General features: G+C 69.6%; 25 protein-coding genes. 17 read left to right on the top strand and 8 right to left on the bottom strand.

The features are described from left to right. Window positions 1-37: 37 nt before the first annotated feature. From ACUYTF_RS12165 to ACUYTF_RS12180, 4 genes are all read left to right on the top strand, one after another. The gene (locus tag ACUYTF_RS12165; RefSeq protein ID WP_434143528.1) at window positions 38-1240 is read left to right on the top strand and encodes a phosphoglycerate kinase; all 1203 of its coding nucleotides are present in this window, start codon (window positions 38-40) and stop codon (window positions 1238-1240) included. Continuing rightward, window positions 1237-2031: a triose-phosphate isomerase gene (tpiA, locus tag ACUYTF_RS12170; protein WP_434143529.1), complete on the top strand. Its 795-nt coding sequence runs from the start codon at window positions 1237-1239 to the stop codon at window positions 2029-2031. The genes ACUYTF_RS12165 and tpiA overlap by 4 nt, the downstream gene beginning before the upstream one ends. A 72-nt stretch (window positions 2032-2103) precedes the next feature. Continuing rightward, window positions 2104-2352, top strand: a complete 249-nt coding sequence (gene secG, locus ACUYTF_RS12175) for a preprotein translocase subunit SecG (protein ID WP_434143531.1) — start codon at window positions 2104-2106, stop codon at window positions 2350-2352. Between the two features lie 47 nt (window positions 2353-2399). After that, on the top strand, window positions 2400-2765 hold the full coding sequence (locus ACUYTF_RS12180) for an RNA polymerase-binding protein RbpA (RefSeq protein ID WP_434143533.1): 366 nt from the start codon (window positions 2400-2402) through the stop codon (window positions 2763-2765). Window positions 2766-2836: 71 nt separating this feature from the next. Here ACUYTF_RS12180 and ACUYTF_RS12185 read toward each other — a convergent pair whose 3' ends face one another. Genes ACUYTF_RS12185 through tkt form a run of 3 tightly spaced genes read right to left on the bottom strand, consistent with a single transcriptional unit; the run spans window position 2837 to window position 7616 of the window. Beyond that, window positions 2837-4414 (bottom strand): glucose-6-phosphate isomerase, encoded by a 1578-nt coding sequence (locus tag ACUYTF_RS12185; RefSeq protein ID WP_434143535.1) that lies wholly within the window; start codon window positions 4412-4414, stop codon window positions 2837-2839. Next, window positions 4411-5520 (bottom strand): transaldolase, encoded by a 1110-nt coding sequence (tal, locus tag ACUYTF_RS12190; protein ID WP_434143537.1) that lies wholly within the window; start codon window positions 5518-5520, stop codon window positions 4411-4413. Before tal ends, ACUYTF_RS12185 begins: the two co-directional genes overlap by 4 nt. A 32-nt stretch (window positions 5521-5552) precedes the next feature. Continuing rightward, entirely contained in the window at window positions 5553-7616 is a 2064-nt protein-coding gene (gene tkt / locus ACUYTF_RS12195; protein WP_434143539.1) for a transketolase, read from the bottom strand. An 83-nt stretch (window positions 7617-7699) separates the two neighbouring features. Between tkt and ACUYTF_RS12200 the strand changes: the two genes are divergently transcribed. After that, window positions 7700-8632: a heme o synthase gene (locus ACUYTF_RS12200; RefSeq protein WP_434143541.1), complete on the top strand. Its 933-nt coding sequence runs from the start codon at window positions 7700-7702 to the stop codon at window positions 8630-8632. 113 nt (window positions 8633-8745) lie between these two features. Beyond that, a complete protein-coding gene (locus tag ACUYTF_RS12205) occupies window positions 8746-9903 on the top strand; it encodes a trans-sulfuration enzyme family protein (protein WP_449279857.1) in 1158 nt (385 codons plus the stop codon). Between the two features lie 196 nt (window positions 9904-10099). Here ACUYTF_RS12205 and ACUYTF_RS12210 read toward each other — a convergent pair whose 3' ends face one another. Further along, window positions 10100-11029 (bottom strand): COX15/CtaA family protein, encoded by a 930-nt coding sequence (locus ACUYTF_RS12210; RefSeq protein WP_434143544.1) that lies wholly within the window; start codon window positions 11027-11029, stop codon window positions 10100-10102. Between the two features lie 279 nt (window positions 11030-11308). On the opposite strand from ACUYTF_RS12210, the gene sufB reads away from it, so the two are divergent. The 10 genes from sufB to ACUYTF_RS12260 all read left to right on the top strand — a co-directional run bounded on the left by sufB (window position 11309) and on the right by ACUYTF_RS12260 (window position 21851). Then, the gene (gene sufB, locus ACUYTF_RS12215; RefSeq protein WP_434143546.1) at window positions 11309-12727 is read left to right on the top strand and encodes a Fe-S cluster assembly protein SufB; all 1419 of its coding nucleotides are present in this window, start codon (window positions 11309-11311) and stop codon (window positions 12725-12727) included. A 2-nt stretch (window positions 12728-12729) separates the two neighbouring features. Continuing rightward, complete coding sequence (gene sufD / locus ACUYTF_RS12220) at window positions 12730-13917, top strand: Fe-S cluster assembly protein SufD (RefSeq protein ID WP_434143548.1); 1188 nt, start codon at window positions 12730-12732, stop codon at window positions 13915-13917. Continuing rightward, window positions 13917-14243, top strand: a complete 327-nt coding sequence (locus tag ACUYTF_RS12225) for a Rieske 2Fe-2S domain-containing protein (RefSeq protein WP_434143550.1) — start codon at window positions 13917-13919, stop codon at window positions 14241-14243. The genes sufD and ACUYTF_RS12225 overlap by 1 nt, the downstream gene beginning before the upstream one ends. A 4-nt stretch (window positions 14244-14247) precedes the next feature. Further along, window positions 14248-15009, top strand: a complete 762-nt coding sequence (gene sufC, locus ACUYTF_RS12230) for a Fe-S cluster assembly ATPase SufC (protein ID WP_434143552.1) — start codon at window positions 14248-14250, stop codon at window positions 15007-15009. A gap of 28 nt (window positions 15010-15037) precedes the next feature. After that, window positions 15038-15388, top strand: a complete 351-nt coding sequence (locus ACUYTF_RS12235; RefSeq protein WP_449279858.1) for a metal-sulfur cluster assembly factor — start codon at window positions 15038-15040, stop codon at window positions 15386-15388. A gap of 115 nt (window positions 15389-15503) precedes the next feature. Beyond that, window positions 15504-17039: a glucose-6-phosphate dehydrogenase gene (gene zwf / locus ACUYTF_RS12240; RefSeq protein WP_449279859.1), complete on the top strand. Its 1536-nt coding sequence runs from the start codon at window positions 15504-15506 to the stop codon at window positions 17037-17039. Further along, the gene (locus tag ACUYTF_RS12245) at window positions 17036-18004 is read left to right on the top strand and encodes a glucose-6-phosphate dehydrogenase assembly protein OpcA (RefSeq protein ID WP_434143558.1); all 969 of its coding nucleotides are present in this window, start codon (window positions 17036-17038) and stop codon (window positions 18002-18004) included. The genes zwf and ACUYTF_RS12245 overlap by 4 nt, the downstream gene beginning before the upstream one ends. Further along, on the top strand, window positions 17997-19433 hold the full coding sequence (gndA, locus tag ACUYTF_RS12250) for an NADP-dependent phosphogluconate dehydrogenase (RefSeq protein ID WP_434143559.1): 1437 nt from the start codon (window positions 17997-17999) through the stop codon (window positions 19431-19433). The genes ACUYTF_RS12245 and gndA overlap by 8 nt, the downstream gene beginning before the upstream one ends. Beyond that, window positions 19433-20167 carry a 6-phosphogluconolactonase gene (gene pgl, locus ACUYTF_RS12255; protein ID WP_434143561.1) on the top strand — a complete coding sequence of 245 codons (735 nt, stop codon included), beginning with the start codon at window positions 19433-19435 and terminating at the stop codon, window positions 20165-20167. Before gndA ends, pgl begins: the two co-directional genes overlap by 1 nt. 85 nt (window positions 20168-20252) lie before the next feature. Beyond that, window positions 20253-21851, top strand: coding sequence for an ATP-binding cassette domain-containing protein (locus ACUYTF_RS12260; RefSeq protein ID WP_434143563.1), 1599 nt, complete (start codon window positions 20253-20255; stop codon window positions 21849-21851). Window positions 21852-21890: 39 nt separating this feature from the next. Here ACUYTF_RS12260 and ACUYTF_RS12265 read toward each other — a convergent pair whose 3' ends face one another. The 4 genes from ACUYTF_RS12265 to ACUYTF_RS12280 are packed head-to-tail and all read right to left on the bottom strand — an operon-like array spanning window position 21891 to window position 24276. Then, window positions 21891-22742 carry a cutinase family protein gene (locus ACUYTF_RS12265; RefSeq protein ID WP_434143565.1) on the bottom strand — a complete coding sequence of 284 codons (852 nt, stop codon included), beginning with the start codon at window positions 22740-22742 and terminating at the stop codon, window positions 21891-21893. Continuing rightward, complete coding sequence (locus tag ACUYTF_RS12270; protein ID WP_434143567.1) at window positions 22735-23640, bottom strand: SURF1 family cytochrome oxidase biogenesis protein; 906 nt, start codon at window positions 23638-23640, stop codon at window positions 22735-22737. Before ACUYTF_RS12270 ends, ACUYTF_RS12265 begins: the two co-directional genes overlap by 8 nt. Then, complete coding sequence (locus ACUYTF_RS12275) at window positions 23633-23872, bottom strand: hypothetical protein (RefSeq protein ID WP_434143569.1); 240 nt, start codon at window positions 23870-23872, stop codon at window positions 23633-23635. Before ACUYTF_RS12275 ends, ACUYTF_RS12270 begins: the two co-directional genes overlap by 8 nt. After that, entirely contained in the window at window positions 23869-24276 is a 408-nt protein-coding gene (locus ACUYTF_RS12280; RefSeq protein ID WP_434143570.1) for a DUF3099 domain-containing protein, read from the bottom strand. Before ACUYTF_RS12280 ends, ACUYTF_RS12275 begins: the two co-directional genes overlap by 4 nt. A gap of 76 nt (window positions 24277-24352) precedes the next feature. Here ACUYTF_RS12280 and fabG point away from each other — a divergent pair, with 76 nt between their 5' ends. Then, window positions 24353-25063, top strand: a complete 711-nt coding sequence (gene fabG, locus ACUYTF_RS12285; RefSeq protein WP_434143572.1) for a 3-oxoacyl-ACP reductase FabG — start codon at window positions 24353-24355, stop codon at window positions 25061-25063. The last annotated feature ends 35 nt before the right edge of the window (window positions 25064-25098 follow it).

Raw genomic sequence — 25098 nt, forward strand, 5'->3', positions numbered from 1 at the left:
TCTCGTCACGCACTCACCCAGGGAGACTCCCACATTCATGCGCACACTCGATACGCTGGGCGACCTTCGCTCGCAGACCGTGGTTGTCCGTTGCGATCTGAACGTTCCGCTGAAAGAGGGTGAGATCACCGACGACGGCCGCATCCGCGCCTCGCTCACCACTATCCGGGAGCTGCGCGAAGCCGGCGCCAGACTGGTGCTCGTGAGCCATCTCGGTCGCCCGGCCGGCGCGCCCGACGAGAAGTATTCGCTGCGGCCCGTCGCGGCGCGCATGTCGGAGCTGCTGGGCGCCCCCGTCGGCTTCGCCTCGGAGACCGTCGGTCCCGAGGCCGAAGCCGCGCGAGGGGCGCTCGCGGACGGCGACGTGCTGCTGCTCGAGAACTTGCGGTTCAACGCGGGGGAGACGAGCAAGGACGAGGCCGAGCGCCGCGCCTTCGCCGAGCAGCTCGCTCGCGGTGCCGACGCGTTCGTCTCGGACGGCTTCGGCGTCGTGCACCGCCGTCAGGCGAGCGTGACGGAGCTCGCAGCGATCCTGCCGAGCGCCGCCGGGCGCTTGGTCGCCGCTGAGCTCGAGGTGCTCGAGCGCCTCACCGTGAACCCCGAGCGCCCCTACACGGTCGTGCTCGGCGGGTCGAAGGTCTCGGACAAGCTCGGCGTGATCGCCCACCTGCTCGAGCGCGTCGACACGCTGCTCGTGGGCGGCGGCATGCTCTTCACCTTCCTCGCGGCGCAGGGCCGAGGCGTCGGCGCGAGCCTCCTCGAGGAGGATCAGCTCGACACCGTCCGCGGATACCTCGCCGAAGCGGAGAAGCGCGGTGTGCGCATCGTGCTGCCGACCGATGTGGTCGTGGCCGAGGCCTTCGCGGCCGACGCCGCGCACGAGGTCGTCGCGGCCGATGCGATCGAGAGCTCGAGCTTCGGCGCGGCCGGTCTCGGACTCGATATCGGTCCCGACTCCGCGCGCGCCTTCGCCGCGGAGATCGCGGCGTCGGCCACCGTCTTCTGGAACGGCCCGATGGGCGTGTTCGAGATGGAGGCGTTCGCGGGCGGCACCCGTGCCGTCGCGCAGGCGCTCACCGAGACCGACGGCTTCACCGTCGTCGGCGGCGGCGACTCCGCGGCCGCCGTGCGCGCGCTCGGCTTTGCAGACGATCAGTTCGGCCATATTTCTACCGGAGGCGGGGCCAGCCTCGAGTTCTTGGAAGGGAAGCATCTTCCCGGTTTGGAGGTGCTCGCGTGAGTGAGCAGCAGCGTACACCGCTCATCGCAGGCAACTGGAAGATGAATTTCGACCACCTGCAGGCGATCGCTTTCGTGCAGAAGCTCTCGTGGAGCCTGAAGGATGCGCGTCACGACTACGGCGACGTCGAGGTCGCGGTGTTCCCGCCCTTCACCGATCTCCGCTCGGTGCAGACGCTGCTCTCGGCCGATAAGATCTCGATGTCGCTCGGCGCGCAGGACCTGTCGCAGCACGCCTCGGGCGCCTACACCGGCGATATCTCCGCCGACATGCTGCTGAAGCTCGACGTCGACTACGCGCTCGTCGGCCACTCGGAGCGGCGCCAGGGCCACGGCGAAGGCGACGACGTGGTGGCGTCGAAGGCCCGCGCCGCGCAGGCCGCAGGCCTGGTGCCGATGATCTGCGTCGGCGAGACCGCAGAGGACCTCGAGGAGCACGGCGCCGCCGCGATCCCCGTCGCGCAGCTCACCGCCGCGATCGCCGACCTGCCCGAAGACGCCGACTTCGTCATCGCGTACGAGCCGGTCTGGGCGATCGGCAGCGGTCAGGCCGCAACGCCCGAGCAGGCCGAGGAAGTGGCGAAGGCCATCCGCGAAGCGCTGCGCGAGCTGCGCGGCGACGATCGCGCCGATGCGACCCGTATCCTGTACGGGGGCTCGGTCGCGAGCCAGAACGTCGCCGGCTTCATGCGCCAGCCGAACGTCGACGGCGCCCTCGTCGGGGGCGCGAGCCTGAAGGCAGACGAGTTCTCGAAGATCGTGCAGTTCAAGAAGCACGTCACCGGCGCGTAAAGGAAGGCCTCGGAAACGGGGCGGTATACTGGTCGTTGGCCCACGGCCCCCTCGACCCGAAAGGCGAACCGAGTGTTCATTCTCAAGATCGCACTGATCGTCCTCCTCGTGGTGACGAGCCTGCTGCTCACGCTCTTCATCCTGCTCCACAAGGGGCGCGGCGGCGGCCTCTCCGATATGTTCGGCGGCGGCATCACGTCCAGCCTCGGCTCTTCGGGCGTCGCGGAGCGCAACCTGAACCGCGTCACGATCATCGTCTCGCTCGTGTGGGGCGCGTCGATCATCGGCCTCGGGCTGCTGTCGCGGTTCGCCGTCGTCTAACCCGGTAGCGACCGGGAACTCAGCACCACAATCCAGAAAGGTCACCGATGGCCGGCAGTAACGCCATTCGCGGTGCCCGCGTCGGATCCGGCCCCATGGGCGAGATGGATCACGGAGCGCGCGCCGATCGTATTCAGATCTCGTACTGGGACGCGCTCGGCAACGAGACCGTCCGCTATTTCGCAGCCGACGTGTCGGCCGACGACATCCCCGAGCAGATCGACTGCCCGAGCACGGGCCTGCCCGCGGGGCGCGACCGGGAGAATCCGCCGATGCTCCCCAAGAACGAGCCCTACAAGACGCACCTCGCATACGTGAAGGAGCGCCGCACGCCCGAGGAAGCTGAGGAGCTGCTCGAAGCGGCCCTCGTGAAGCTGCGCACCCGTCGCGGCTCGCTGAAGGCCTCGGCGTAGGCGACGCAGCGCAGAGCGCAGAAAGAAACCCCCGGGGCCTCAGCCCCGGGGGTTTCTTCGTCTCGCCGTCGTCAGATCGCGGCCGCGAGGCTGGAGAGCACCGCCTCCGGGTCGTCGCAGGCGACCGTGATGACCGGGCGGCCGCGCTCGACGAGCACGTCGCGGTCGCCGCGGGCCTGAGCCGCGATCAGCGCCTCGAACGTGCTGCCCTGGCCCGGGATCTCGAGCGAGCCGGGATGGGCGTCGGTGAACTGGAGGTAGACGCCGACGCGCGGCCCGCCCTTGTGGAGCTGGCCGGTGGAATGCAGGAAGCTCGGGCCCCAGCCCAGAGCCACCGGAGCACCGAGAGCGGCGGCCAGACGGTCGCGCAGGCCGCGCAGCACCTCGGCATGCGGCGCATGAGGGTCGAGGTAGGCGTGAATCGCCAGGTACCCGTTCTCGGGAAGCGCCTCGCGCAGGCGTTCGACCAGCTCGGCTCCCGTGGGCACCGGCTCGACCTGCGCGTCCTGCTGCGCGCCGGCTCCGGCCGCGGCCGCGAGCGCCGCGCGAGCCGCGACCTTCGCCGCCTCGACATCCGGCTGGTTGAACGGATCGATGCCCATGAGGCGGCCGAGCGCGGCGGTCGCAGTCTCCCAGAGCAGGAAGTGGGCGCCGAGCGGGCCGCCGACGGCGATCGCCGTGCCGGAGTCGGCGGCGTCGACCGCGGTGTCGGCCGATACGGTCGCCGAGAGCACGTTCGCGGGTGCGTTCGCGCCGAGCTCCGGGGCCGCGTCGGTGAGGGAGACGGGGAGCACGCCGTGCCCCTCCTTGCCCGTCGACTCGGCGATGAGCTGCTCGATCCAGGCGCCGAGCGCCCAATCGGCGTCAGCGGCCTGGCGCACCGCGAGGATGTACTGATCGGGCAGCCCGGCCGCCAGCGCCGCGGCGAGCCGCAGCGCCGGGTTCGACGCCGAGTTCTCGGACAAGCCCGCGCGCACCGCGACCGCCTCGTTCACGAGAGCCGCGATATCGACGCCGGCGAGTCCCGAGGGCACGAGGCCGAACGCGGTGAGCGCCGAGAAACGACCGCCGACATCGGGGTCGGCGTTGAAGACGATGCGGCCCGCCTCGCGCGACTCCTGATCGAGCGGCGAACCGGGATCGGTGACGATGACGACGTGCTCGCCGGGAACGAGCCCGGCTTCGCGGAAGGCGTGCTCGAAGAGCGCGAGATGGCTGCGCGTCTCGATCGTGCTGCCCGACTTCGAGCTGACCACCACCGCGGTGCGCGCGAGGTCGCCCTCGAGCGCGCGCGCGACGGCCGCGGGGTGCGTCGAGTCGAGCATCGTCAGCTCGACCCGCGCCCGACGGGTGATCACCGCGGGCGCGAGGCTCGAGCCGCCCATGCCGCACAGCACGATGCGGTCGATGCCGCGTGCGGCGAACTCGCCGCGCAGTCGTTCGATGGCCGGGACCAGGTCGGCCGCCGCGGGGGCGATATCCGTCCAGCCGAGGCGGATGCGGGCCTCGGCCTCGGCGGCCTCGCCCCACAGCGTCGCATCGAACCCGAAGATGCGCGATGCGGCGCTGTCGGCGACGAGCGCGTCGAGCGCCGAGCGGTAGCGCTCGTCGGCCTCGAGCGCCGAGGAGAGGGAGACGCCGATGCTCATCGTGCCGCCTCCAGCGCCTCGTCGACGGTCTGCTGGAGCTCGGCCCACGAGACGTCGAACTTCTCGAGGCCCTCGACCTCGAGCTTCTCGGTGACCTCGGCGTAGCCGATGCCCTGAGCGTCGAGCGCGTTGAGCAGCTGGTTCGACGCGGCGTACTCGGAGGTGACGGTGTCGCCCGCGACCTCGCCGTGATCGGCGAAGGCGTTCAGCGTGGCCTCGGGCATCGTGTTCACGACGCCATCGGCGACGAGCCCAGCGACGTAGAGGGTGTCGGGCAGCGCCGGGTCCTTGACACCGGTCGATGCCCAGAGCGGTCGCTGACGGTTCGCCCCCTGGTCGAGCAGGTGCTTCGCGCGCTCGGACGAGAATGCCTGCTCGTACACCTCGTAGGCGAGGCGCGCGTTGGCGAGGCCGGCCTGCGACTTCAGCTCGAGCGCCTCGGGCGTGCCGATCGCGGCGAGGCGGCCATCGACCTCGGAGTCGACGCGCGATACGAAGAACGACGCGACCGAGTGGATGGTCGACAGGTCGATGCCTGCGGCGCGCGCCTGCTCGAGGCCGGTGAGGTACGCGTTGATGACCTGGCGGTAGCGCTCGAGGCTGAAGATGAGCGTGATGTTCACGCTGATGCCCTGGGCGATCGTGGCGGTGATCGCCTCCAGCCCCTCGACGGTCGCCGGGATCTTGATCATCGCGTTCGGGCGGTCGACCTTGGCCCACAGCTCGCGCGCCTGCGCGATGGTGCCGGCGGTGTCGCGGGCGAGGTGCGGCTCGACCTCGATCGAGACGCGGCCGTCGAAGCCGTGCGACGCGGCGTAGACGTCGGCGAAGATGTCGCAGGCATCGGCGACATCGGAGGTCGTGAGCTCGAAGATCGTCGCGTCGGCACTCAGGCCGCGCTTCGCGCAGTCGGCGATGCGATCGCCGTAGCCGACGCCGCCGCCGATCGCGTTCGCGAAGATCGTCGGGTTCGTGGTGACGCCGACGACGTTGTGGCTCGAGATCGCCGCGGCGAGCGTGCCGCTCTCGATGCGCTCCCGGGAGAGATCGTCGAGCCAGATGCTGACGCCGGCCTTGCTGAGTTCTGCGGTACGAGCATTCGTCATAGTGTTTCGGTCTCCTTCAACCTGTTCTGATATCAAGCCTGGGCGGTCGCGCGTGCCGCGTCGACGACGGCGTCGGCGGTGATGCCGAACTCGCGGAAGAGGGTTTCGTAGTCGGCCGAGGCGCCGAAGTGCTCGATCGAGATCGAGCGGCCGCGATCTCCGACGTAGCGCTCCCAGCCGAGCGCGATGCCGGCTTCGACGCTCACGCGCGCGGTCACGGCGGCGGGCAGCACGCTCTCGCGGTACTCATCGCTCTGCTCGGCGAACCACTCGAGGCAGGGGGCGCTCACGACGCGGGCGCCGATGCCGTCGGCGGCCAGGCGCTCGCGCGCCTCGACGGCGAGCTGCACCTCGGAACCGGTGCCGATGAGGATCACGTCGACCCGGCCGGTGGGGGAGTCCGCGAGCACATATGCGCCGCGGCGCACGCCGTCTGCGGAGGTGCCCTCGAGCACGGGGACGTTCTGGCGGGTCAGCGCGATGCCGGTCGGGCCGGCGTGGCGCGACAGGATCTCGTGCCACGCGTACGCCGTCTCGTTCGCGTCGGCCGGGCGCACCATCGCCAGATTCGGGATGGCGCGCAGCGCGGCGAGGTGCTCGATCGGCTGGTGCGTCGGGCCGTCCTCGCCGAGGGCGATCGAGTCGTGCGTCCAGACGAAGATGCTCGGCGTGTTCATGAGGGCGGCGAGACGCACAGCGGGGCGCATGTAGTCGGCGAACTGCAGGAAGGTGCCGCCGTAGCTGCGGGTGTTGCCGTGCAGCTGGATGCCGTTCAGGATGGCCGCCATCGCGTGCTCGCGGATGCCGAAGTGCAGCACGCGGCCGTACGGGTTGCCCTGCCAGCTCGAGGTGGAGTGCTTCTCGGGGATGAACGACGCCGCGCCGGGGATCGTGGTGTTGTTCGAACCGGCGAGGTCGGCCGATCCGCCCCACAGCTCGGGCATGACGGCGCCGAGGCCGGCGAGCACCTTGCCGCTGGCGGCGCGGGTCGCGATGCTCATTCCCGCTTCGAACACCGGCAGGGCGTCTTCGACGCCCTCGGGGAGCTCGTGCGCCTCGAGGCGGTCGAAGAGCGCCTTGCGCTCGGGGTTCGCCGCGGCCCACGCGTCGAAGCGGGTCTGCCACTCGGCATGTCGGGCGGTGCCGCGGTCGACGGCCCCACGGGTGTGGGCGATGACCTCGGGCGCCACGGCGAAGTGCGCTGCCGGGTCGAAGCCGAGCGTGGTCTTCAGCGCGGCGAGCTCATCGGCGCCAAGCTTCGAGCCGTGGATGCCGCCGGTGTTCTGCTTGCCGGGGGAGGGCCATCCGATGATGGTCTTCAGCACGATCAGCGACGGCTTCGAGGTCTCGGCCTTTGCCGCCTCGATTGCGCGGTTCAGCTCCGCGATGTCCTCGACGTACTCGCCGGTCTTCTTCCAGTCGACCTCGAGCACCTGCCAGCCGTAGGCCTCGTAGCGCTTCGCGACGTCCTCGGTGAACGAGACGTTGGTGTCGTCCTCGATCGAGATCTGGTTCGAGTCGTAGATCGCGATCAGGTTGCCGAGCTCCTGATGGCCGGCGAGCGACGACGCCTCGCTGGTCACGCCCTCCTGCAGATCGCCGTCGCCCGCGATGACGTAGATGAAGTGGTCGAACGGGCTCGTGCCGGCGGCCGCTTCGGGGTCGAAGAGGCCGCGCTCGTAGCGGGCGGCGTACGCGAAGCCGACAGCCGAGGCGAGGCCCTGGCCGAGCGGGCCGGTCGTGATCTCGACGCCGGCGGTGTGGCCGACCTCCGGGTGGCCGGGAGTCTTCGAACCCCAGGTGCGCAGTGCTTCGATGTCTTCGAGCTCGAGGCCGTAGCCGCCGAGGTAGAGCTGCACGTACTGCGTGAGCGACGAGTGGCCGACCGAGAGGATGAAGCGGTCACGGCCGGCCCAGTGGGCATCGGAGGGATCGTGCTGCATGACCTTCTGGTGGAGCAGGTAGGCGACCGGTGCGAGACTGATCGCGGTGCCGGGATGGCCGTTGCCGACCTTCTCGACGGCGTCCGCCGCCAGTACTCGGGCGGTGTTCACCGCGGCCTCGTCAAGCTCATTCCACTGCAGTTCGTTTCCCAACGATTCACCTTTCTGCGGAGAGGTTCGGGCGCGGTTGCGCACACAGGCCAATCCTAGGGCAGTACGGGGTACGATAGGGAGTGATGTCCACCGAGATCTCAGCAAATACCAGCACGGCGCCCTCCCGGTCCGGCCGCTCGTTCGGTCGTACGATCATGAACTACGTCGCGCTGACGAAACCCCGCGTGATGGAGCTGCTGCTGGTGGTGACGGTGCCGGCGATGATCCTCGCGGCGCAGGGGCTGCCGAACCTCTGGCTCGTGCTGGCGACGCTGATCGGCGGCGCGATGAGCGCCGGCTCGGCCGGTGCGTTCAACTGCTACATCGACCGCGAAGCCGACCGGGTGATGAAGCGCACCAAGAACCGGCCGCTCGTGACCCGCGAGATCTCCGACCGCAATGCGCTCGTCTTCGCCTGGGTGCTCGGCATCGCCTCGATCGTCTGGCTGTACGTCACCACGAACTGGCTGGCGGCGCTGCTCAGCGCGGCCGCGATCTTCACCTACGTCGTCGTCTACACGATGTGGCTCAAGGGCCGCAGCGAGCAGAACATCATCTGGGGCGGCATCGCGGGCTGCTTCCCGGTGCTCATCGGCTGGGCCGCGGTCACCGAGTCGCTGGACTGGCCGGCCTGGGTCTTCTTCCTCATCATCTTCCTGTGGACGCCTGCCCACTACTGGCCGCTCTCCATGCGCTACCGCGACGACTACGCCGCGGCGGGGGTGCCGATGCTCGGCGTCGTGCGCGGCCGCGCCACGGTCGGCCTGCAGGTCATCCTGTACGCGTGGGCGACCGTCATCTCGAGCCTGCTGCTGATCCCCGCGGCCGGTATCGGCTGGGTGTACACCGTCATCGCGGTGCTGACCGGCGGCTACTTCATCTTCCAGGCCCACCGCCTCTACGGCAGCGCGATCCGCGGCCGCGAGGGCAAGCCGATGCAGGTCTTCCACGGCTCGATCAGCTATCTGTCGCTGCTCTCGCTCGCGATCGCGATCGACCCGCTGCTGCCCTTCTGACCCGGCGCCGGTGCCGCGGCGCTCCGGTACTTCATCGCTCGCGGCGCGGTACCCGCGTAACGGCCGGTAACACGCGCCGCGAGCCCCCGGGGCGCGGGAGTAACGTGGTGCGCATGAACGACTCCGCGCATCCGCTGTCAGCAATCGACCCGAGCACCGCGGTCGTCTCGCTGGGTCGGCCGCCGCGCGAAGTCGGCGCCGCGCTCAACCCGCCGATCGCGCTGACCTCGACGTTCGTCGGGTGGGATACCCCGGACGGCGACACCGATCGCGGCTATGCGCGCTTCGCGAACGCGTCGTGGGAGCCGCTCGAGGCGGCCGTCGCCGCGCTCGAGGGATCGCCGCTGCCCGCGCTCGCCTACGCCTCGGGAATGGCCGCGGTCTCGGCCGCGCTGTCGCTGGTGCCGGTCGGCGGCGTCGCGCTGGTGCCGGCGACCTCGTACAACGGCACGATCGGCCTCGCCCGATCCCTGGCCGAGGCGGGCGCACTGCGGCTGCGCGAGATCGACCCGTGCGACATCGAGGCCACGGTCGCGGCGATGGACGGCGCCGACCTCATCTGGCTCGAGTCGCCGACGAACCCGCTGCTCGAGGTCGTCGACCTGCCGCGGCTCATCGGGGCGGCCCGAGAGCGTGGCGTGCGCACCGTCGTCGACAACACCTTCTCGACCCCGTTGCGGCAGCGGCCGTTCGAGCACGGCGCCGACGTCGTCGTGCACTCCGCGACCAAGTTCATCGCCGGCCACTCGGATGTGCTGCTCGGCATCGTGGCGACCCGCGACGCCGAGACCCGGGCGCGGCTCGTCGCGCAGCGCACGCTGCACGGTGCGATCGCCGGCCCGTTCGAGGCGTGGCTGGCGCTGCGCGGTCTGCGCACCCTCTCGCTGCGGCTCGATCGCGCCGAGGCGACGGCGGGGGAGCTGGCTCGGCGGCTGAGCGCCGCGTCGGGCGTGTCGCGGGTGCGGTATCCGGGCCTGCCCGACGACCCGGGCCACGCGCTCGCGACCGCGCAGCTCGACGGCTACGGCGCGCTCGTCTCGATCGAGCTCGCGGGCGGCGCCGACCACGCCGACGCCTTCGTCAGGGCGCTGCGCCTCGTGACGCCCGCGACGAGCCTCGGCGGCGTCGAGACGCTCGCGGAGCGCCGGAGGCGCCAGACGAGCGAGCCGGTGCAGGTGCCCGAGTCGCTCGTGCGGCTCAGCATCGGCATCGAGCACGTCGATGATCTGTGGGCCGACATCTCGCAGGCGCTCGAGGCCGCTGCGCGCTGACCCGGGCGCCTCCCGCGACCGGATCCGGTCTTCGGCCCGCTGCCCGCCCGGCCCGGCTCTGACCGGGGCAATCGGTCTCGAAGGGCGAGAAATCAGGGCCAGGGATCAATCCCTGTCGAATCTCTCGCCCCTCGAGCACCATCCCACGGCGAGGGCCTATCGAGGGGCTTCGCGCGCAGCTCTGCGACGCGGGTGCTCAGGCCTCGTTCTCGCTCGGGCCTGCGATGGGGCGCTTCAGGCGCAGCACCGTGACCGTCATCGCGGCCGCGGCGAGCGATGCGAGCACCATGTGCATGCCGACGATCAGGGGAGGCAGGCCGTTGCGCGCCTGGTAGAGGCCGAGACCCACCTGCACCGCCTCGACGACGAGCAGCGCGGTGAGCCAGGCCGCGGGGCGCAGCCGGTCGCGTCGCGCCCAGACGAGCAGCACGACGGTGAGCAGCGCCAGCAGGTAGCCGGGCCAGGCGTGGATGTGGCTCATGAGCACGGCGTCGATGCCGTCGCGCTGGATGTTCGCGTCGCCCGAGTGCGGCCCCGAAGCGGTGGTGAGCACGCCGACGAGGGTCGTGATCGCGAAGACGACGGTGGTGATGTGCGCGAGGATCGCGAAGGCCCGCGGCACCGCGCGCTCGCGGGCGCCGGCGGGCTCGTAGAGGCGCACGAGGTACGCAGCGGTGATGCACACCAGCAGCACCGAGACGATGTAGTGGAAACCGACGAGGTTCGCGTTCAGGTGCAGCCAGACGATGACTCCGCCGACGAACGCCTGCAGCAGCACGAGACCGAGCACGACCGAGGCGAGCACGACGAGGTCGCGGCGCGAGCGCCGGGCCAGGAGCGTCAGCGCGAACACGAGCACGGCGAAGATCAGCAGCGGGCCCGAGATCGTGCGATTGCCGAACTCGATGAGCGAGTGGTAGCTGAGCTCGGGGGTCGGCACCAGCGAACCGGGGGTGCACAAGGGCCACTCCGAGCAGCCGAGGCCCGAGCCGGTGAGCCGCACGGCGCCGCCGGTGCCGATGATCAGCACGTTGAGCGCGAACGAGACCCACGCCGCGATGGGGAGGAGCCTCGGGAACGACCTCTGCGCGAGGCGGGTTTCGCTGGATGCGGTCGTGCTGGGCACGGGGTTCCCTTCTGCTGACGTTTTCCACTGCCGAATCGCCCGGGGAACGGGCGCTTGTGTGGACACGAGCCGATCTCGCCCCATTCCGGGCAAGAGCCTGTAGACTCGGAAGTCGTGGTTTAGTGCGGCGTTTCAAAACGTCTGACGATTGATCGGAAGCATCCGAAACGCCCGAAGCCCAGACTACTGCACCGGTGCAGGGCATAATCTGTGCACCCGATTCGTTTTCGCGAGTGCACGGTACGACTGCCCTGCGAGGACGAAGATGAGGGAGTGATCATGCCTGAGGTATTGATCGACCGACCCGAGCTCGAAGGCTTGGGCCAGTACGAATTCGGCTGGCACGACAGCGATGAGGCGGGCGCGATCGCAAAACGCGGCCTCAACGAACAGGTCGTGCGCGAGATTTCGGCCTTGAAGAACGAGCCCGAGTGGATGCTCGAGCGCCGGCTCAAGGCCCTGAAGATCTTCGAGCGCAAACCCATGCCCACGTGGGGCGCCGATCTGTCGGACATCGACTTCGACAACATCAAGTACTTCGTGCGTTCGACCGAGAAGCAGGCGACGACCTGGGAGGAGCTCCCCGACGAGATCAAGGAGACCTACGAGAAGCTCGGCATCCCCGAGGCCGAGCGCCAGCGCCTCGTCGCGGGCGTCGCCGCCCAATACGAGTCGGAGGTTGTCTACCACCAGATCCGCGAGGATCTCGAGTCGCAGGGCGTGCTGTTCCTCGACACGGACACCGCGCTGCGCGAGCACCCGGAGATCTTCAAGGAGTACTTCGGCACGGTCATCCCGTCGGGCGACAACAAGTTCGCGGCGCTGAACACCGCGGTGTGGTCGGGCGGCTCGTTCGTCTACGTGCCGAAGGGTGTGCACGTCGAGATCCCGCTTCAGGCCTACTTCCGCATCAACACGGAGAACATGGGCCAGTTCGAGCGCACGCTGATCATCGCCGATGAGGACAGCTACGTGCACTACATCGAGGGCTGCACGGCGCCGATCTACAAGTCGGACTCGCTGCATTCGGCCGTCGTCGAGATCGTCGTGAAGAAGAACGCCCGCGTGCGCTACACGACGATCCAGAACTGGTCGAACAACGTGTACAACCTTGTGACGAAGCGCACGCTCGCCGAGGCCGGCGCCACCATGGAGTGGGTCGACGGCAACATCGGTTCGAAGGTCACCATGAAGTACCCGTCGGTGTTCCTGGTCGGCGAGCACGCGAAGGGCGAGACCCTGTCGGTCGCCTTCGCCGGCCCCGGCCAGCACCAGGATGCGGGCGCGAAGATGGTGCACCTGGCGCCGCACACGAAGTCCTCGATCCTCTCGAAGTCGATCGCGCGCGGCGGCGGGCGCACCGGCTACCGCGGCGAGGTGCGCGTCGAGGCGAACGCCCACCACGCGGCCAACTCGGTGGTGTGCGACGCCCTGCTCGTCGACACGATCTCGCGCTCGGACACCTATCCGGCGATCGACATCCGCACCGATGACGCGACGCTCGCACACGAGGCGACGGTGACGCGCGTGAGCGAGGAGCAGCTCTTCTACCTGATGAGCCGCGGCCTCTCCGAGGAGGAGTCGATGGCGATGATCGTGCGCGGCTTCATCGAGCCGATCGCGCGCGAGCTGCCCATGGAGTACGCACTCGAACTGAACAAGCTCATCGACATGAGCATGGAAGGATCCGTCGGTTAAAGATGTCAACGCTTCAGACAGCACAAGCTGAACAGATGGGCCACCGGGCGCACACCGACGGCGATTGGGATCACCGGGCCCCGGTGCAGACCCGCTCGGACCGCTTCAAGTCGAAGAACATCGCGGACTACCCGGAGGTCACCGGCCGCGAGGTGAACTGGAAGTTCACCCCGGTCGCGGAGCTCGGGGCGCTGCTGACCGGCGAGCTCGACGGCGGCCCGCTGCCCGTGGAGATCTCGGAGAGCGCCGGCCTCGAGGTGTCTGCCCTCGGCATGGATTCTGAGCTCGTCGGCCGCGCCGGCATCCCCGAGGATCAGGCCGCGGCGAACGCCTGGGGCCAGGTGCGGGAGGCGCAGCGCATCCTGCTCTCGGGCGAGGAGCGCCAGACCGTCACGATCCGTCGCTCGGCGCTCCGCTCCGAGCCGACCGCGGCGCACACCATCATCGAGGCGGCACCGAACGCGAACGCGCTCGTGATCATCGAGAACTCCGGCAGCGCGCAGCTCACCGAGTCGCTCGAGATCGTCGTCGGCGAAGGGGCGAACCTCTCGGTCGTCTCGATCCAGGAGTGGGACGACGACGCGATCCATCTCGCGAGCCACAGCGCGACGGTCGCCCGCGACGGCAACCTGCAGCACATCGTGGTCTCGCTCGGCGGCAAGATCGTGCGCGTGAACCCCACGATCCACCTCGACGGCCCGGGCGCGAACGGCGAGGGCTACGGTGCGTACTTCGCCGATGCCGGCCAGCATCTCGAGCACCAGGTCTACATCGATCACAATGCTCCCCGCACCCGCAGCCGCGTGGCCTACAAGGGCGCGCTGCAGGGCGAGGGTGCGCAGGCGGTCTGGATCGGCGACGTGCTGATCCGCCGAGTGGCCGAAGGCACCGACTCGTACGAGGAGAACCGCAACCTCACCCTCACCGAAGGAACCCGCACCGACTCGATCCCGAACCTCGAGATCGAGACGGGCGACATCGAGGGGGCCGGTCATGCCTCGACCACGGGCCGCTTCGACGAGGAGCACATCTTCTATCTGCGCAGTCGCGGCATCTCCGAGGACGAGGCGCGCAAGCTCGTCGTGCGCGGCTTCCTGTACGAGGTCATCCAGCGCATCGGCAGCGAGCAGGTCGAGGAGCGCCTGCAGCGGGCCATCGACGCCGAGCTGCAGCAGAGCGTGCTGGCGTAATGGCCCGTCAGAAGGCGCTCGCTCTGAGCGATCTGGCGCAGGATCAGGCGGTCCGTGTCGTCATCGACGACACGCCCATCGCCGTCGTGCTCGATGCGCAGGGCGAAGTGCACGCCATCGGCGATACCTGCAGCCACGGCCAGGTCAGCCTGTCGGAGGGATTCGTGGAGAGCGACACGCTCGAGTGCTGGGCGCACGGCTCCCAGTTCTCGCTGACCACCGGAATGCCTCAGAACCTCCCGGCGTACGAGCCGGTACCCGTCTACACGGTCGAGATCGTAGACGGCGACGTATTCATCGACCCCAACGTTACGAAAGAGATTTGAACACATGAGCTCCGTTCTGGAAATCAAGGACCTGCACGTCAGCGTCGAGACCGAACAGGGTCCCAAGGAGATCCTGAAGGGCGTCAACCTCACCATCAAGAAGGGCGAGACGCACGCCATCATGGGCCCGAACGGCTCGGGCAAGTCGACGCTCGCCTACGCCGTCGCGGGCCACCCGCGCTACGAGATCACCAGCGGTCAGCTGCTGCTCGACGGCGAGGACATCACCGAGAGCGGTGCCGACGAGCGCGCCCAGGCCGGCCTCTTCCTCGCGATGCAGTACCCGGTCGAGATCCCGGGCGTCACGAACGCCAACTTCCTGCGCACCGCGAAGACCGCGATCGACGGCGAGGCCCCGGCCATCCGCACCTGGATGAAGGACGTCAAGGAGGCCATGGGCAACCTGCGCATGGACGAGTCGTTCGCGTCCCGCAACGTCAACGAGGGCTTCTCCGGCGGCGAGAAGAAGCGCAACGAGATCCTGCAGCTCGAGCTGCTGAAGCCGAAGTTCGCCGTGCTCGACGAGACCGACTCGGGCCTCGACGTCGACGCGCTGAAGATCGTCTCCGAGGGCGTCAACCGCGCGAAGGAGAACACGGGTCTCGGGGTGCTCCTCATCACGCACTACACCCGCATTCTGCGGTACATCAAGCCCGATTTCGTGCACGTCTTCGTCAACGGCAAGATCGCCGAAGAGGGCGGCCCGGAGCTCGCCGAGCGTCTCGAGGAGGAAGGCTACGACCGCTTCCTCACCGAGGCTGCGTAAGCGGCGGGCACTGGTCTAGGCTGGACTCATGAGCGACGAAGCAACGACAGTTCCGCAGTCGATCGACCCCGAGTTCAAGGAACAGGCGATCGAGGCGCTCAAGAACGTCTCGGACCCCGAGCTCTGCGTCAACATCGTCGACCTGGGGCTCATCTACGATCTCGCCTTCGACGAGGAGCACGACGCGCTCGTGATCAGCATGACGCTGACGAGCGCGGGGTGCCCGCTGACCGACGTGATCGAGGCCGACATCGCCGAATCCCTCGACGGTCTCGTGACGGCCTTCCGCATCAACTGGGTATGGATGCCGCCGTGGACTCCGGAGCGCATCACCGATGACGGTCGCGACATGATGAGAGCATTGGGCTTCGCCATCTGACCGATCACGACGCACCGGCGGCGGGCCGTGCGCATCGCCGCCGGAGGCGATGCGCACGGCTCGTGCCGGCTCGTCGGATCGCCTTCCACTCCCTGCAACCTCGAGAAAGGCCGGGATGCTTCCCCCCGAGAATCCGCTCCGCTCGCCCGATGATCCCCGTCTCAACCGGATCGCCGGCCCCAGCGCGCTCGTCATCTTCGGGGTGACGGGCGACCTCTCCCGCAAGAAGCTCATGCCAGCGGTCTACGACCTCGCGAACCGCGGCCTGCTGCCCCCCGGCTTCGCGCTCGTGGGCTTCGCCCGCCGCGACTGGGCCGATCGCGACTTCGCCGAGATCGTCCGGGAGGCCGTGCGCAAGTACGCCCGCACGCCCTTCCGCGAGGAGACCTGGCAGCAGCTCGCCGAGGGCATCCGCTTCGTGCAGGGCCAGTTCGACGACGACTCCGCCTATCGGCGTCTGAAGGAGACGGTCGACGCGCTCGACAGCGAGCGCGGCACGATGGGCAACCACGCCTTCTACCTCTCGATCCCGCCGCGCATGTTCCCCGAGGTCGCGCAGCAGCTCTCGCGCTCGGGTCTCGTCGACCGTTCGGCCGACGGCGGGCCCTGGCGCCGAGTGATCATCGAGAAGCCCTTCGGCGAGGATCTCGCCTCGGCGCGCGCCCTCAACGATGCGCTCGAGGCGTCGTTCCCGGCCGAGTCGATCTTCCGCATCGACCACTACCTCGGCAAGGAGACGGTGCAGAACATCCTGTCGCTGCGCTTCGCCAACACGATGTACGAGCCGATCTGGAACCGCAACTACGTCGACCACGTGCAGATCACGATGGCGGAAGACATCGGTGTCGGTGGCCGAGCCGGGTACTACGACGGCGTCGGCGCCGCCCGCGACGTCATCCAGAACCATCTGCTGCAGCTGCTCGCTCTGACCGCGATGGAGGAGCCGATCAGTCTCAGCGCCGACCATCTGCGCGCCGAGAAGGAGAAGGTGCTCGAGGCGGTGCGCCTGCCGAGCGATCTCGGCGAGGCGAGCGCCCGCGGGCAGTACGCGGGCGGCTGGCAGGGCGGCGAGCTCGTGCACGGCTTCCTCGACGAGGAGGGCATGAACCCGGCCTCGCGCACCGAGACCTATGCGGCGATGAAGCTGTTCGTGAACACGCGCCGCTGGGCCGATGTGCCCTTCTACCTGCGCAGCGGCAAACGGCTCGGGCGCCGCGTCACCGAGATCGCCGTGGTCTTCCGCAAGGAGCCGGGCGAGCTGTTCGGCAAGAACGAGACCACCGAGCAGGGATCGAACGCCCTCGTCATCAGAGTGCAGCCCGATGAGGGCATCACGATGCGCTTCGGCGCCAAGGTGCCCGGCACCGCGGCCCGCGTGCGCGATGTGACGATGGACTTCGGCTACGGCCACGCCTTCACCGAGGCGAGCCCCGAGGCCTACGAGCGGCTCATCCTCGATGTGCTGCTCGGCGATGCTCCGCTCTTCCCGCGCCAGCGCGAGGTCGAGCTCTCCTGGCGCATCCTCGACCCGGTCGAGGAGTACTGGGCGTCGCTCGACGAGCCGCTCGAGCAGTACTCGCCGGGCTCCTGGGGCCCGGCATCGGCCCATCAACTACTCGCCCGCGACGGCAGGGTCTGGAGGCGACCGTGATCGAGGAACTCCCCAAGACGACCGTGAGCGAGGTCGCCAAGCGCCTCGTCTCGATGCGGCAGGAGAGCGGCGTCTCGGCGCTCGGACGCGTGCTCACCCTCGTCATCGCCGCTCAGGGCGAACTCGACGAAGCCGCCGTCGAGGCCGCGAACGCCGCGTCGAACGAGCACCCGATGCGGGTCGTCGTCGTCATCACCGAGACCGACGGCGAGGATCGGCTCGACGCCGAGATCCGCGTCGGCGCCGATGCCGGCGCCAGCGAGGTCGTCGTGCTGCGCGCCTTCGGCGACGTCTGCAGCGGCATCGAGAGCCTCGTCACCGGGCTCCTGCTGCCCGACGCGCCCGTCGTCGTCTGGTGGCCCGGCCAGGCCCCGGAATGCCCGGGCTGCAGCCCGCTCGGCCGCATCGCGCAGCGCCGCATCACCAACAGCACGGAGGGGCTCAACGGACCGGAGCTCGAACGCCGGCTCGCCGGCTACATTCCCGGCGACACCGACCTCGCGTGGACGCGCATCACGCGCTGGCGCGAATACCTCGCGGCGATCCTCGATCAGCCGCCGCACGACCCCGTGACGAGCGTCGAGGTCGTCGGCGCCGCCGGATCCCTGTCGACCCAGCTGCTCGCGGCATGGCTCGAGCTCGCCCTCGGCGTGCCCACGACCTGCCGCATGCCGCACGACGACGAGACCGTCGAGGGCGTGCGATCCGTGACGCTGCGCCGCGATGCCGGCGACTCGGTCATGGAGCGCATGACGCCCGTGCAGACGTCGCTGCGCCAGCCGGGCCACCCCGAGCATCGCATCGTACTGCCCCGACGCACGCTGAGCGAGTGCCTCGCGGAGGAGCTGCGGCGCCTCGACGAGGACGTCATGTACGGGCGCGTGCTGGCGCGGCTCAGCAGCATCCGCACGGAGCAGGAAGCGCATCAGAACCGAACAAGTGAATGGAGCACCGAACATGAGTGATGGCAAGGCGAACATCGGCGTTGTCGGCCTGGCAGTCATGGGCGCGAACCTCGCGCGCAACCTCGCGAGCCGCGAGGGCAACACCGTTGCGGTGCTCAACCGCAGCCGCGGGCGCACCGATGCGCTGGTGACCGAGCACCCCGAGGCGGGACTCGTGCCCGCGTTCTCGTACGAGGAGTTCGCGGCGAGCCTCGAGCGCCCCCGCACCGCCATCATCATGGTCCAGGCCGGGCAGCCGACCGACGACACCATCGACGCGCTCGTCGAGGTCTTCGAGCCGGGCGACATCATCGTCGACGGCGGCAACGCCTACTTCCCCGACACGATCCGTCGCGAACGCGCCGTGCGCGAGACCGGCATCAACTTCGTCGGCGCCGGCATCTCGGGCGGCGAGGAGGGCGCGTTGAACGGCCCGAGCATCATGCCCGGCGGCTCGGACGAGTCGTGGGTGACCCTCGGGCCGATCCTGAAGTCGATCGCCGCGGTCGCCGAGGGCGTGCCGTGCGTCACCCACATCGGGCACGACGGCGCGGGCCACTTCGTGAAGATGGTGCACAACGGCATCGAGTACGCCGACATGCAGCTCATCGCCGAGGCCTACGACATGATCCGTCGCGGCACGGGCATGGCCCCCGCCGAGATCGCCGATATCTTCGCCGAATGGAACACGGGCGAGCTCGAGTCGTACCTCATCGAGATCACCGCGGAGGTACTGCGTCAGAACGACGCCGCGACCGGCAAGCCCCTCGTCGATGTCATCCTCGACCAGGCCGGCGCCAAGGGGACCGGCGCCTGGACGGTGCAGACGGCCCTCTCGCTCGGCGTGCCGGTATCGGGCATCGCCGAGGCGACTTTCGCGCGCTCGCTGTCGTCGCACCCCGAGCAGCGCGCTGCGGCGGCGGCGCTTCCCGGCCCCGACGCGTCCGTCGCGGTCGCGGACCAGGCCGCATTCATCGAGGATGTGCGGCAGGCGCTCTACGCATCGAAGATCGTCGCCTACTCGCAGGGCTTCGACGAGATCCGCGCCGGCGCCGCAGAGTACGACTGGAGCATCGACCTCGGCGCAGTGTCGAAGATCTGGCGTGCCGGCTGCATCATCCGCGCCCAGTTCCTCAACCGCATCGCCGACGCCTACGCCGCCGAGCCCGAGCTGCCCGCGCTGCTCACGGCACCGTACTTCGCCGAGGCGCTGGGCCGCGGCCAGGCGGCATGGCGCCGCGTCGTGGTGCACGCGGCCCAGGCCGGCATCCCGGTGCCCGCGTTCTCGTCGTCGCTCTCGTACTACGACGGCCTGCGCGCCGAGCGCCTGCCGGCCGCCCTCGTGCAGGGTCAGCGCGACTTCTTCGGCGCGCACACCTACAAGCGCGTCGATCGCGACGGAGTGTTCCACACCCTGTGGTCGGGCGACCGCTCGGAGGTCGAGATCTGATGCGCATCGAACGCGTCGCCGACCTCGCCGATCTGGGGTCGCGTGCCGCGGGCGAGATCCTGAGCGTCTTCCGCGAACGCCAGGCCGCGGGCGGCGTCCCGTGCCTGGTGCTCACCGGCGGTCGCGGGGGAGCGCAGGTGCTCATCGGCCTGCGCGACCACGCGGATCGGGACACGGTCGACTGGAAGCGCGTGCGCCTCATCTGGGGCGACGAGCGCTGGGCACCGGCCGGTCATGCCGATCGCAACGACCTGCTCGCCGACGACAGCCTGCTCGGCGCGGTCGAGACCGACCCGGAGCTCGTGCACCGGATCGCGGGCCCCGATTCGGGCCTCTCGCTCGACGAGGCCGCCGCGCAGTACGCCGCGATCGTCGACCGCATCGATCGCATCGACATCGCGGTGAACGGGGTGGGCGAGGACGGCCACGTCGCCTCGATCTTCCCGGGACGCGACGATCTGCTGCGCGAGGACGACGGTGTGCCGTCGGCGTTCGCCGTGCGCGACTCCCCGAAGCCGCCGCCCGAGCGCGTCAGCCTGTCGCTGCCCGCACTGCGCCGCGCGGAGCGCGTGTGGCTGGTGGCCGCCGGCGCCGGCAAGGCCGAGGCGCTGCGCGATGTGCTCGAGCGGGCCGACGGCGCCGATGCGCTGCCCGCCGAGCGGGTGAGCACCGGGCTCGACGCGACGCTGTGGGCCGACGGCGCCGCCCTCGGCCTCGTCGCCTCCGCTTCCTGAACCCCCTCCTCGATCGAGGGAGTAGACTGGAAAGGTTGCCCGCAGACTGGGCAGCCTTTCCAGTCGTCTTGAGGAGCCCCGCAGCATGATCATCGTCGAAGACCTCGCGATCGACGTCGGCGCCAGGCGCCTCATGTCGGGCGTCGACTTCCGAGTGAACCCGGGCGACAAGATCGGTCTCGTCGGGCGCAACGGCGCCGGCAAGACCACCCTCACGCGCACGCTCTCGGGGGAGTTGCAGCCCGCGGAGGGCAAGATCACGGTCGGGGGAGAGCTCGGCTTCCTGCCGCAGGATCCGCGCACGGGCGATCCCGAGCAGATCGCGCGGCACCGCATCCTCGACGCCCGCGGTCTCGGCACGCTGCAGCAGAACCTCGCCCGGGCGACCGAGGACATGGCCTCCGAGGATCCCGTGATCGCCGAGAAGGCGATGCGGCGCTTCGGAAATCTGACCGATCGCTTCCAAGCGCTCGGCGGGTACGCCGCCGAGTCGGAAGCGGCGTCGATCTCGCACAACCTCGGCCTGCCCGACCGCATCCTCGAGCAACCGCTCAAGACCCTCTCGGGCGGTCAGCGGCGTCGCATCGAGCTCGCCCGCATCCTGTTCTCGGACGCCGACACGATGATCCTCGACGAGCCGACGAACCACCTCGACGCCGACTCGATCATCTGGTTGCGCGAGTTCCTCAAGAGCTACAAGGGCGGCGTCATCGTCATCTCGCACGATATCGACCTCGTCGGCGAGACCGTGAACCGTGTGTTCTACCTCGACGCGAACCGCCAGGTCATCGACGTCTACAACATGAACTGGAAGCTGTACCAGCGTCAGCGCGCCGCCGACGAGGAGCGTCGACGCAAGGAGCGCGCCAACGTCGAGAAGAAGGCTTCGGCGCTCAAGGACCAGGCCGCGAAGTTCGGTGCCAAGGCGTCGAAGGCGGCCGCCGCCCACCAGATGGTCGCGCGGGCCGAGAAGATGCTGTCGGGGCTCGAAGAGGTGCGCCAGGCGGATCGGGTCGCGAAGCTGCGCTTCCCGGACCCCGCTCCCTGCGGCAAGACCCCGCTCATGGCGGAGGGGCTGTCGAAGTCGTACGGCTCGCTCGAGATCTTCGCGGGCGTCGACCTCGCGATCGATCGAGGATCGAAGGTCGTCGTGCTCGGCCTCAACGGCGCCGGCAAGACGACGCTGCTCAGGCTGCTCGCGGGCGTTGACGCGCCCGACACCGGCGAGCTCGTCGCCGGGCACGGCCTCAAGGTCGGCTACTACGCGCAGGAGCACGAGACGCTCGATGTCAAGGCGAGCGTGCTGCAGAACATGATCTCGGTGTCGCAGCACCTGACCGAGACCGAAGCGCGGCGCGTGCTCGGCTCGTTCCTCTTCACCGGCGACGACGTGCACAAGCCCGCAGGGGTGCTCTCGGGCGGCGAGAAGACGCGCCTCGCCCTCGCGATGCTCGTGGTCTCGAGCGCGAACGTGCTGCTGCTCGACGAGCCGACGAACAACCTCGACCCGGCGAGCCGCGAGGAGGTGCTCGACGCTCTGGCGCACTTCTCCGGCGCCGTCGTGCTGGTCTCGCACGACCCCGGTGCGGTCGAGGCGCTGAATCCCGAGCGCGTGCTCATCATGCCCGAGGCGACCGAGGATCACTGGTCGAAGGAGTACCTCGAGCTCATCGAACTCGCGTAGCCCGCGCTGCGGCGCAGCGATACTGCGGCCCAGCGCGGGTTACGGCGCAGCGCTGTTCCAGCCGAGCTTCTCGAGCACGAACGCCGCGGCCTGCTTGCGCATGCCGTTCTTGAAATAGTCGACGTGGCCCTCCTCGTCGATCTCGCCGTCGTCGCGCAGCACGATGCCGCTCTGGCAGATGAAGTCCTCGGCGACGCAGAAGTCGAGCAGGCGCTCCTCGTACGCGGCGAGCGCGCCGCTCGGGCGGGGGAGGAGGCCACTGTAGGCCGAGTCGTAGGTGCCCGCGTTGAACGCCTCGGCGGCGTTGAAGCGCGGGTCGCCGAAGAGTGCGACGGCCCAGATGCCGGCCGCCGCGTCGATCCCGACCTCTCCGGCCGTCGCGCCCACGAGTCGGGTATCGGGCGCGCTGAGCGCATCGCCGATCACGAGCGCGCCCTGCGAGTAGCCGAGCAGCACGAACTGCTGACCGGGGCAGTGCTCCGCCTGCACGTTGAGCGTATCGATGAGCGTGCGCACGCCGAGGGTGCCGCCCTCCTTGACCTCGGTGTCGGCGGGGTAGTCGAGGTCGATCACCTCGGTCTTGTCGGGCTCCGCCTTCTCGATCGCCTTCGCGATCCCCGAGACGAGCTGCCCTTTCGTCGGTTCGCCCGTTCCGCGAACGGTGATGACGAGCACGGGGGTGCAGTCCTCGTTCGGTGCGACGATCGGGGCGGGATGCAGCGACGCATCGTACTCCTCGGCCGCATCGGGCGGTGCCGGGTCCTCCGTGACCTGCTCGAGCGACTCCCGTGCGACCACCGGGTCGGCGGGCTGGGCGCAGCCGGCCAGCCCGAGCCCGAGCGCGACGAGCAGGCCGGACCCGAGGCCGAAACGCAGCGCCGATTCACGCATCGAGCAGCGCGTCTTCCTCGTCGGCATCGCTCGGGCGGCGCCGGCTCCGGCGTTCGGCGCTGCGACGATCCTGCTCGGCGACGGCGTCGCTACCGCTGTTCAGGCCGCGGAACTCGCGCCTGGCGGCGTAGGCCACGCCGATGCCCGCGATGAGGATGAACACGTACCACTGCAGCGCGTACGACAGGTGCGGGCCCTCGTCGCGCTCGGGCCGCTCGGGCAGCGCACCGTGCGCGCGCGCGGGGCTCTCGGAGACGAGCATGCCGTAGGCGCCCGTGTAGGCCTCGCCCGCGGTGCCGCTGAGCCCGGCGAGCTCGTGCAGATCGATGCTCGCGACGGTGTTGCCGGTGGCGGTGCGGCCGCCGATCTGCGGTTCGGAGGCGCGCAGTCGCGCCTCGACGGTCACCGTGCCGGTCGCGGGCAGCGGCAGGTCGAGGTTCTCGAGCGAGAGCGAGCCGTCGTCGATGCTGTCGGCGGTGATGCCGTCGACCGGCACCCAGCCGCGGTCGACGAAGAAGATGTCGCCCTGCTCGGTGCGCAGCATCTGCAGCAGATTCGACCCCACGCCCTGAGGGCCCGGCCGGTTGCGCGCGAAGTACGGCTCGCCGACGTACTCGCCGGTCGCGGTGACCGTCTGCCACTTGTTGCCGTCGAGGTCGAAGCTCTCGAGCGTCGGCAGCTCGTCTGCGAGCGGCACGGGCGCAGCGTCGTAGTTGGCGTCGATGCGCGCGATCTCCGCGCGGGCCTCGGCCCGTCGGTCGAACTGCCAGTTGCCGAGGAAGACGCAGGCCACCGCGAACACGATCAGCATCGCGAAATAGCCGAGCCAGCGGCGCGAGTACAGGAACGTCCAACCGACGTGCTGCGGTGCAGCGGTCTGCGGGGTCGGGTCAGTCATCGAGGGCACCTACCGGGACGATGTCGAGCGGAAAATCGCGGGCGGCGAGGAACTCGTGCAAGGTGCCGAGGTGCTCGTCGCATGCGAGCCAGATCTTGCGACGACCGGCGTCGTGGATCTTCGGATTGCGCCAGCGTATCGCGTTCACGGCCGGTCTCGTGCAGCCCGCGCGGGAGCACTCGAAGCGCTGCCCGGTGTCGCCGCCGAGCCCGGGTAGGCCGATGGCGTTCACGAGTCCGCCTCACCCGGCACCGCATCGCCGTCCGGCGAAGGATCGGGCTCGGCGGGAGGCGCCGCGGGGCCCCCGCGCCGCGCGGGCTCCACATCGACGACGATCAGCGTCTCGGCCGCGTCCTCGCGCGGAGCGGGCGCCGTCGACGCCTGCAGCTGCAGCGGCTCGGGGGCGTCGGGCTCGACCTCGCCGCCGTGCGCGACCGCGTTGCCGACCATCACCGCGAACCAGGGCAGCACCGCCACCGCGATGCCGACGAGCAGCACCCACCAGCCCCGCACCCAGAAGAGGGAGATGACGCAGAGCACGCGCAGCACCATGGCGACATAGTACATGCGCATGCGGTGCGCGCGATCCTGCGCCGGGTTCACACCCGCCGATGTCACGCTGTAGCTCTTCGACATGCGCCCCTATCTCCGTACCCCACCAGCCTACGCCGTCTAGGCTGGTGCTCAGCTGGCCAGACGGAAGGATCCACACATGACCACCTCGCGCACCGTACTCGTCACCGGAGGCAACCGCGGCATCGGATACGCGATCGCCGAGCGCATGCTCGCCGACGGCCACCGCGTCGCCGTGACCTCCCGTTCGGGCACCGGCCCCGAGGGCGCTTTCACGGTGCACGCCGAGATGGGCGACGCCACATCGATCGACGCGGCGTTCACGCAGATCGAGGCCGAGCTCGGCCCGGTCGAGATCGTCGTCGCGAACGCGGGCATCACCAAGGATACGCTGCTGCTGCGTATGAGCGAGGAGGAGTTCTCGAGCGTCATCGACATCAATCTCACCGGCACTTTCCGCGTCGTGAAGCGGGCCGCGAAGGGCCTTCTGAAGGGGCGCTTCGGCCGCGTCATCCTCATCTCCTCCGTCGTCGGCCTCTACGGGTCGCCGGGGCAGATCAACTACGCCTCGTCGAAGGCCGCGCTCGTCGGCTTCGCCCGCTCGCTCACCCGCGAGCTCGGTGCGCGGAACATCACCGCGAATGTGATCGCCCCGGGCTTCATCGAGACCGATATGACTGCGGCACTCCCGGAGGCGCAGCAGCAGCAGTACCTCTCGTCCATCCCGGCGGCCCGCTTCGGTCATGTCGCAGAGATCGCGGGCGCGGCGTCGTTCCTCGCGGGCGATGACGCCGCCTACATCTCGGGCGCGGTCATCCCGGTCGACGGCGGCCTCGGCATGGGTCACTGAGAGCTTCGTTCCCAGGGCTCCCTGTTCTCGACAGG

Source organism: Leucobacter sp. GX0328, assembly GCF_053567315.1.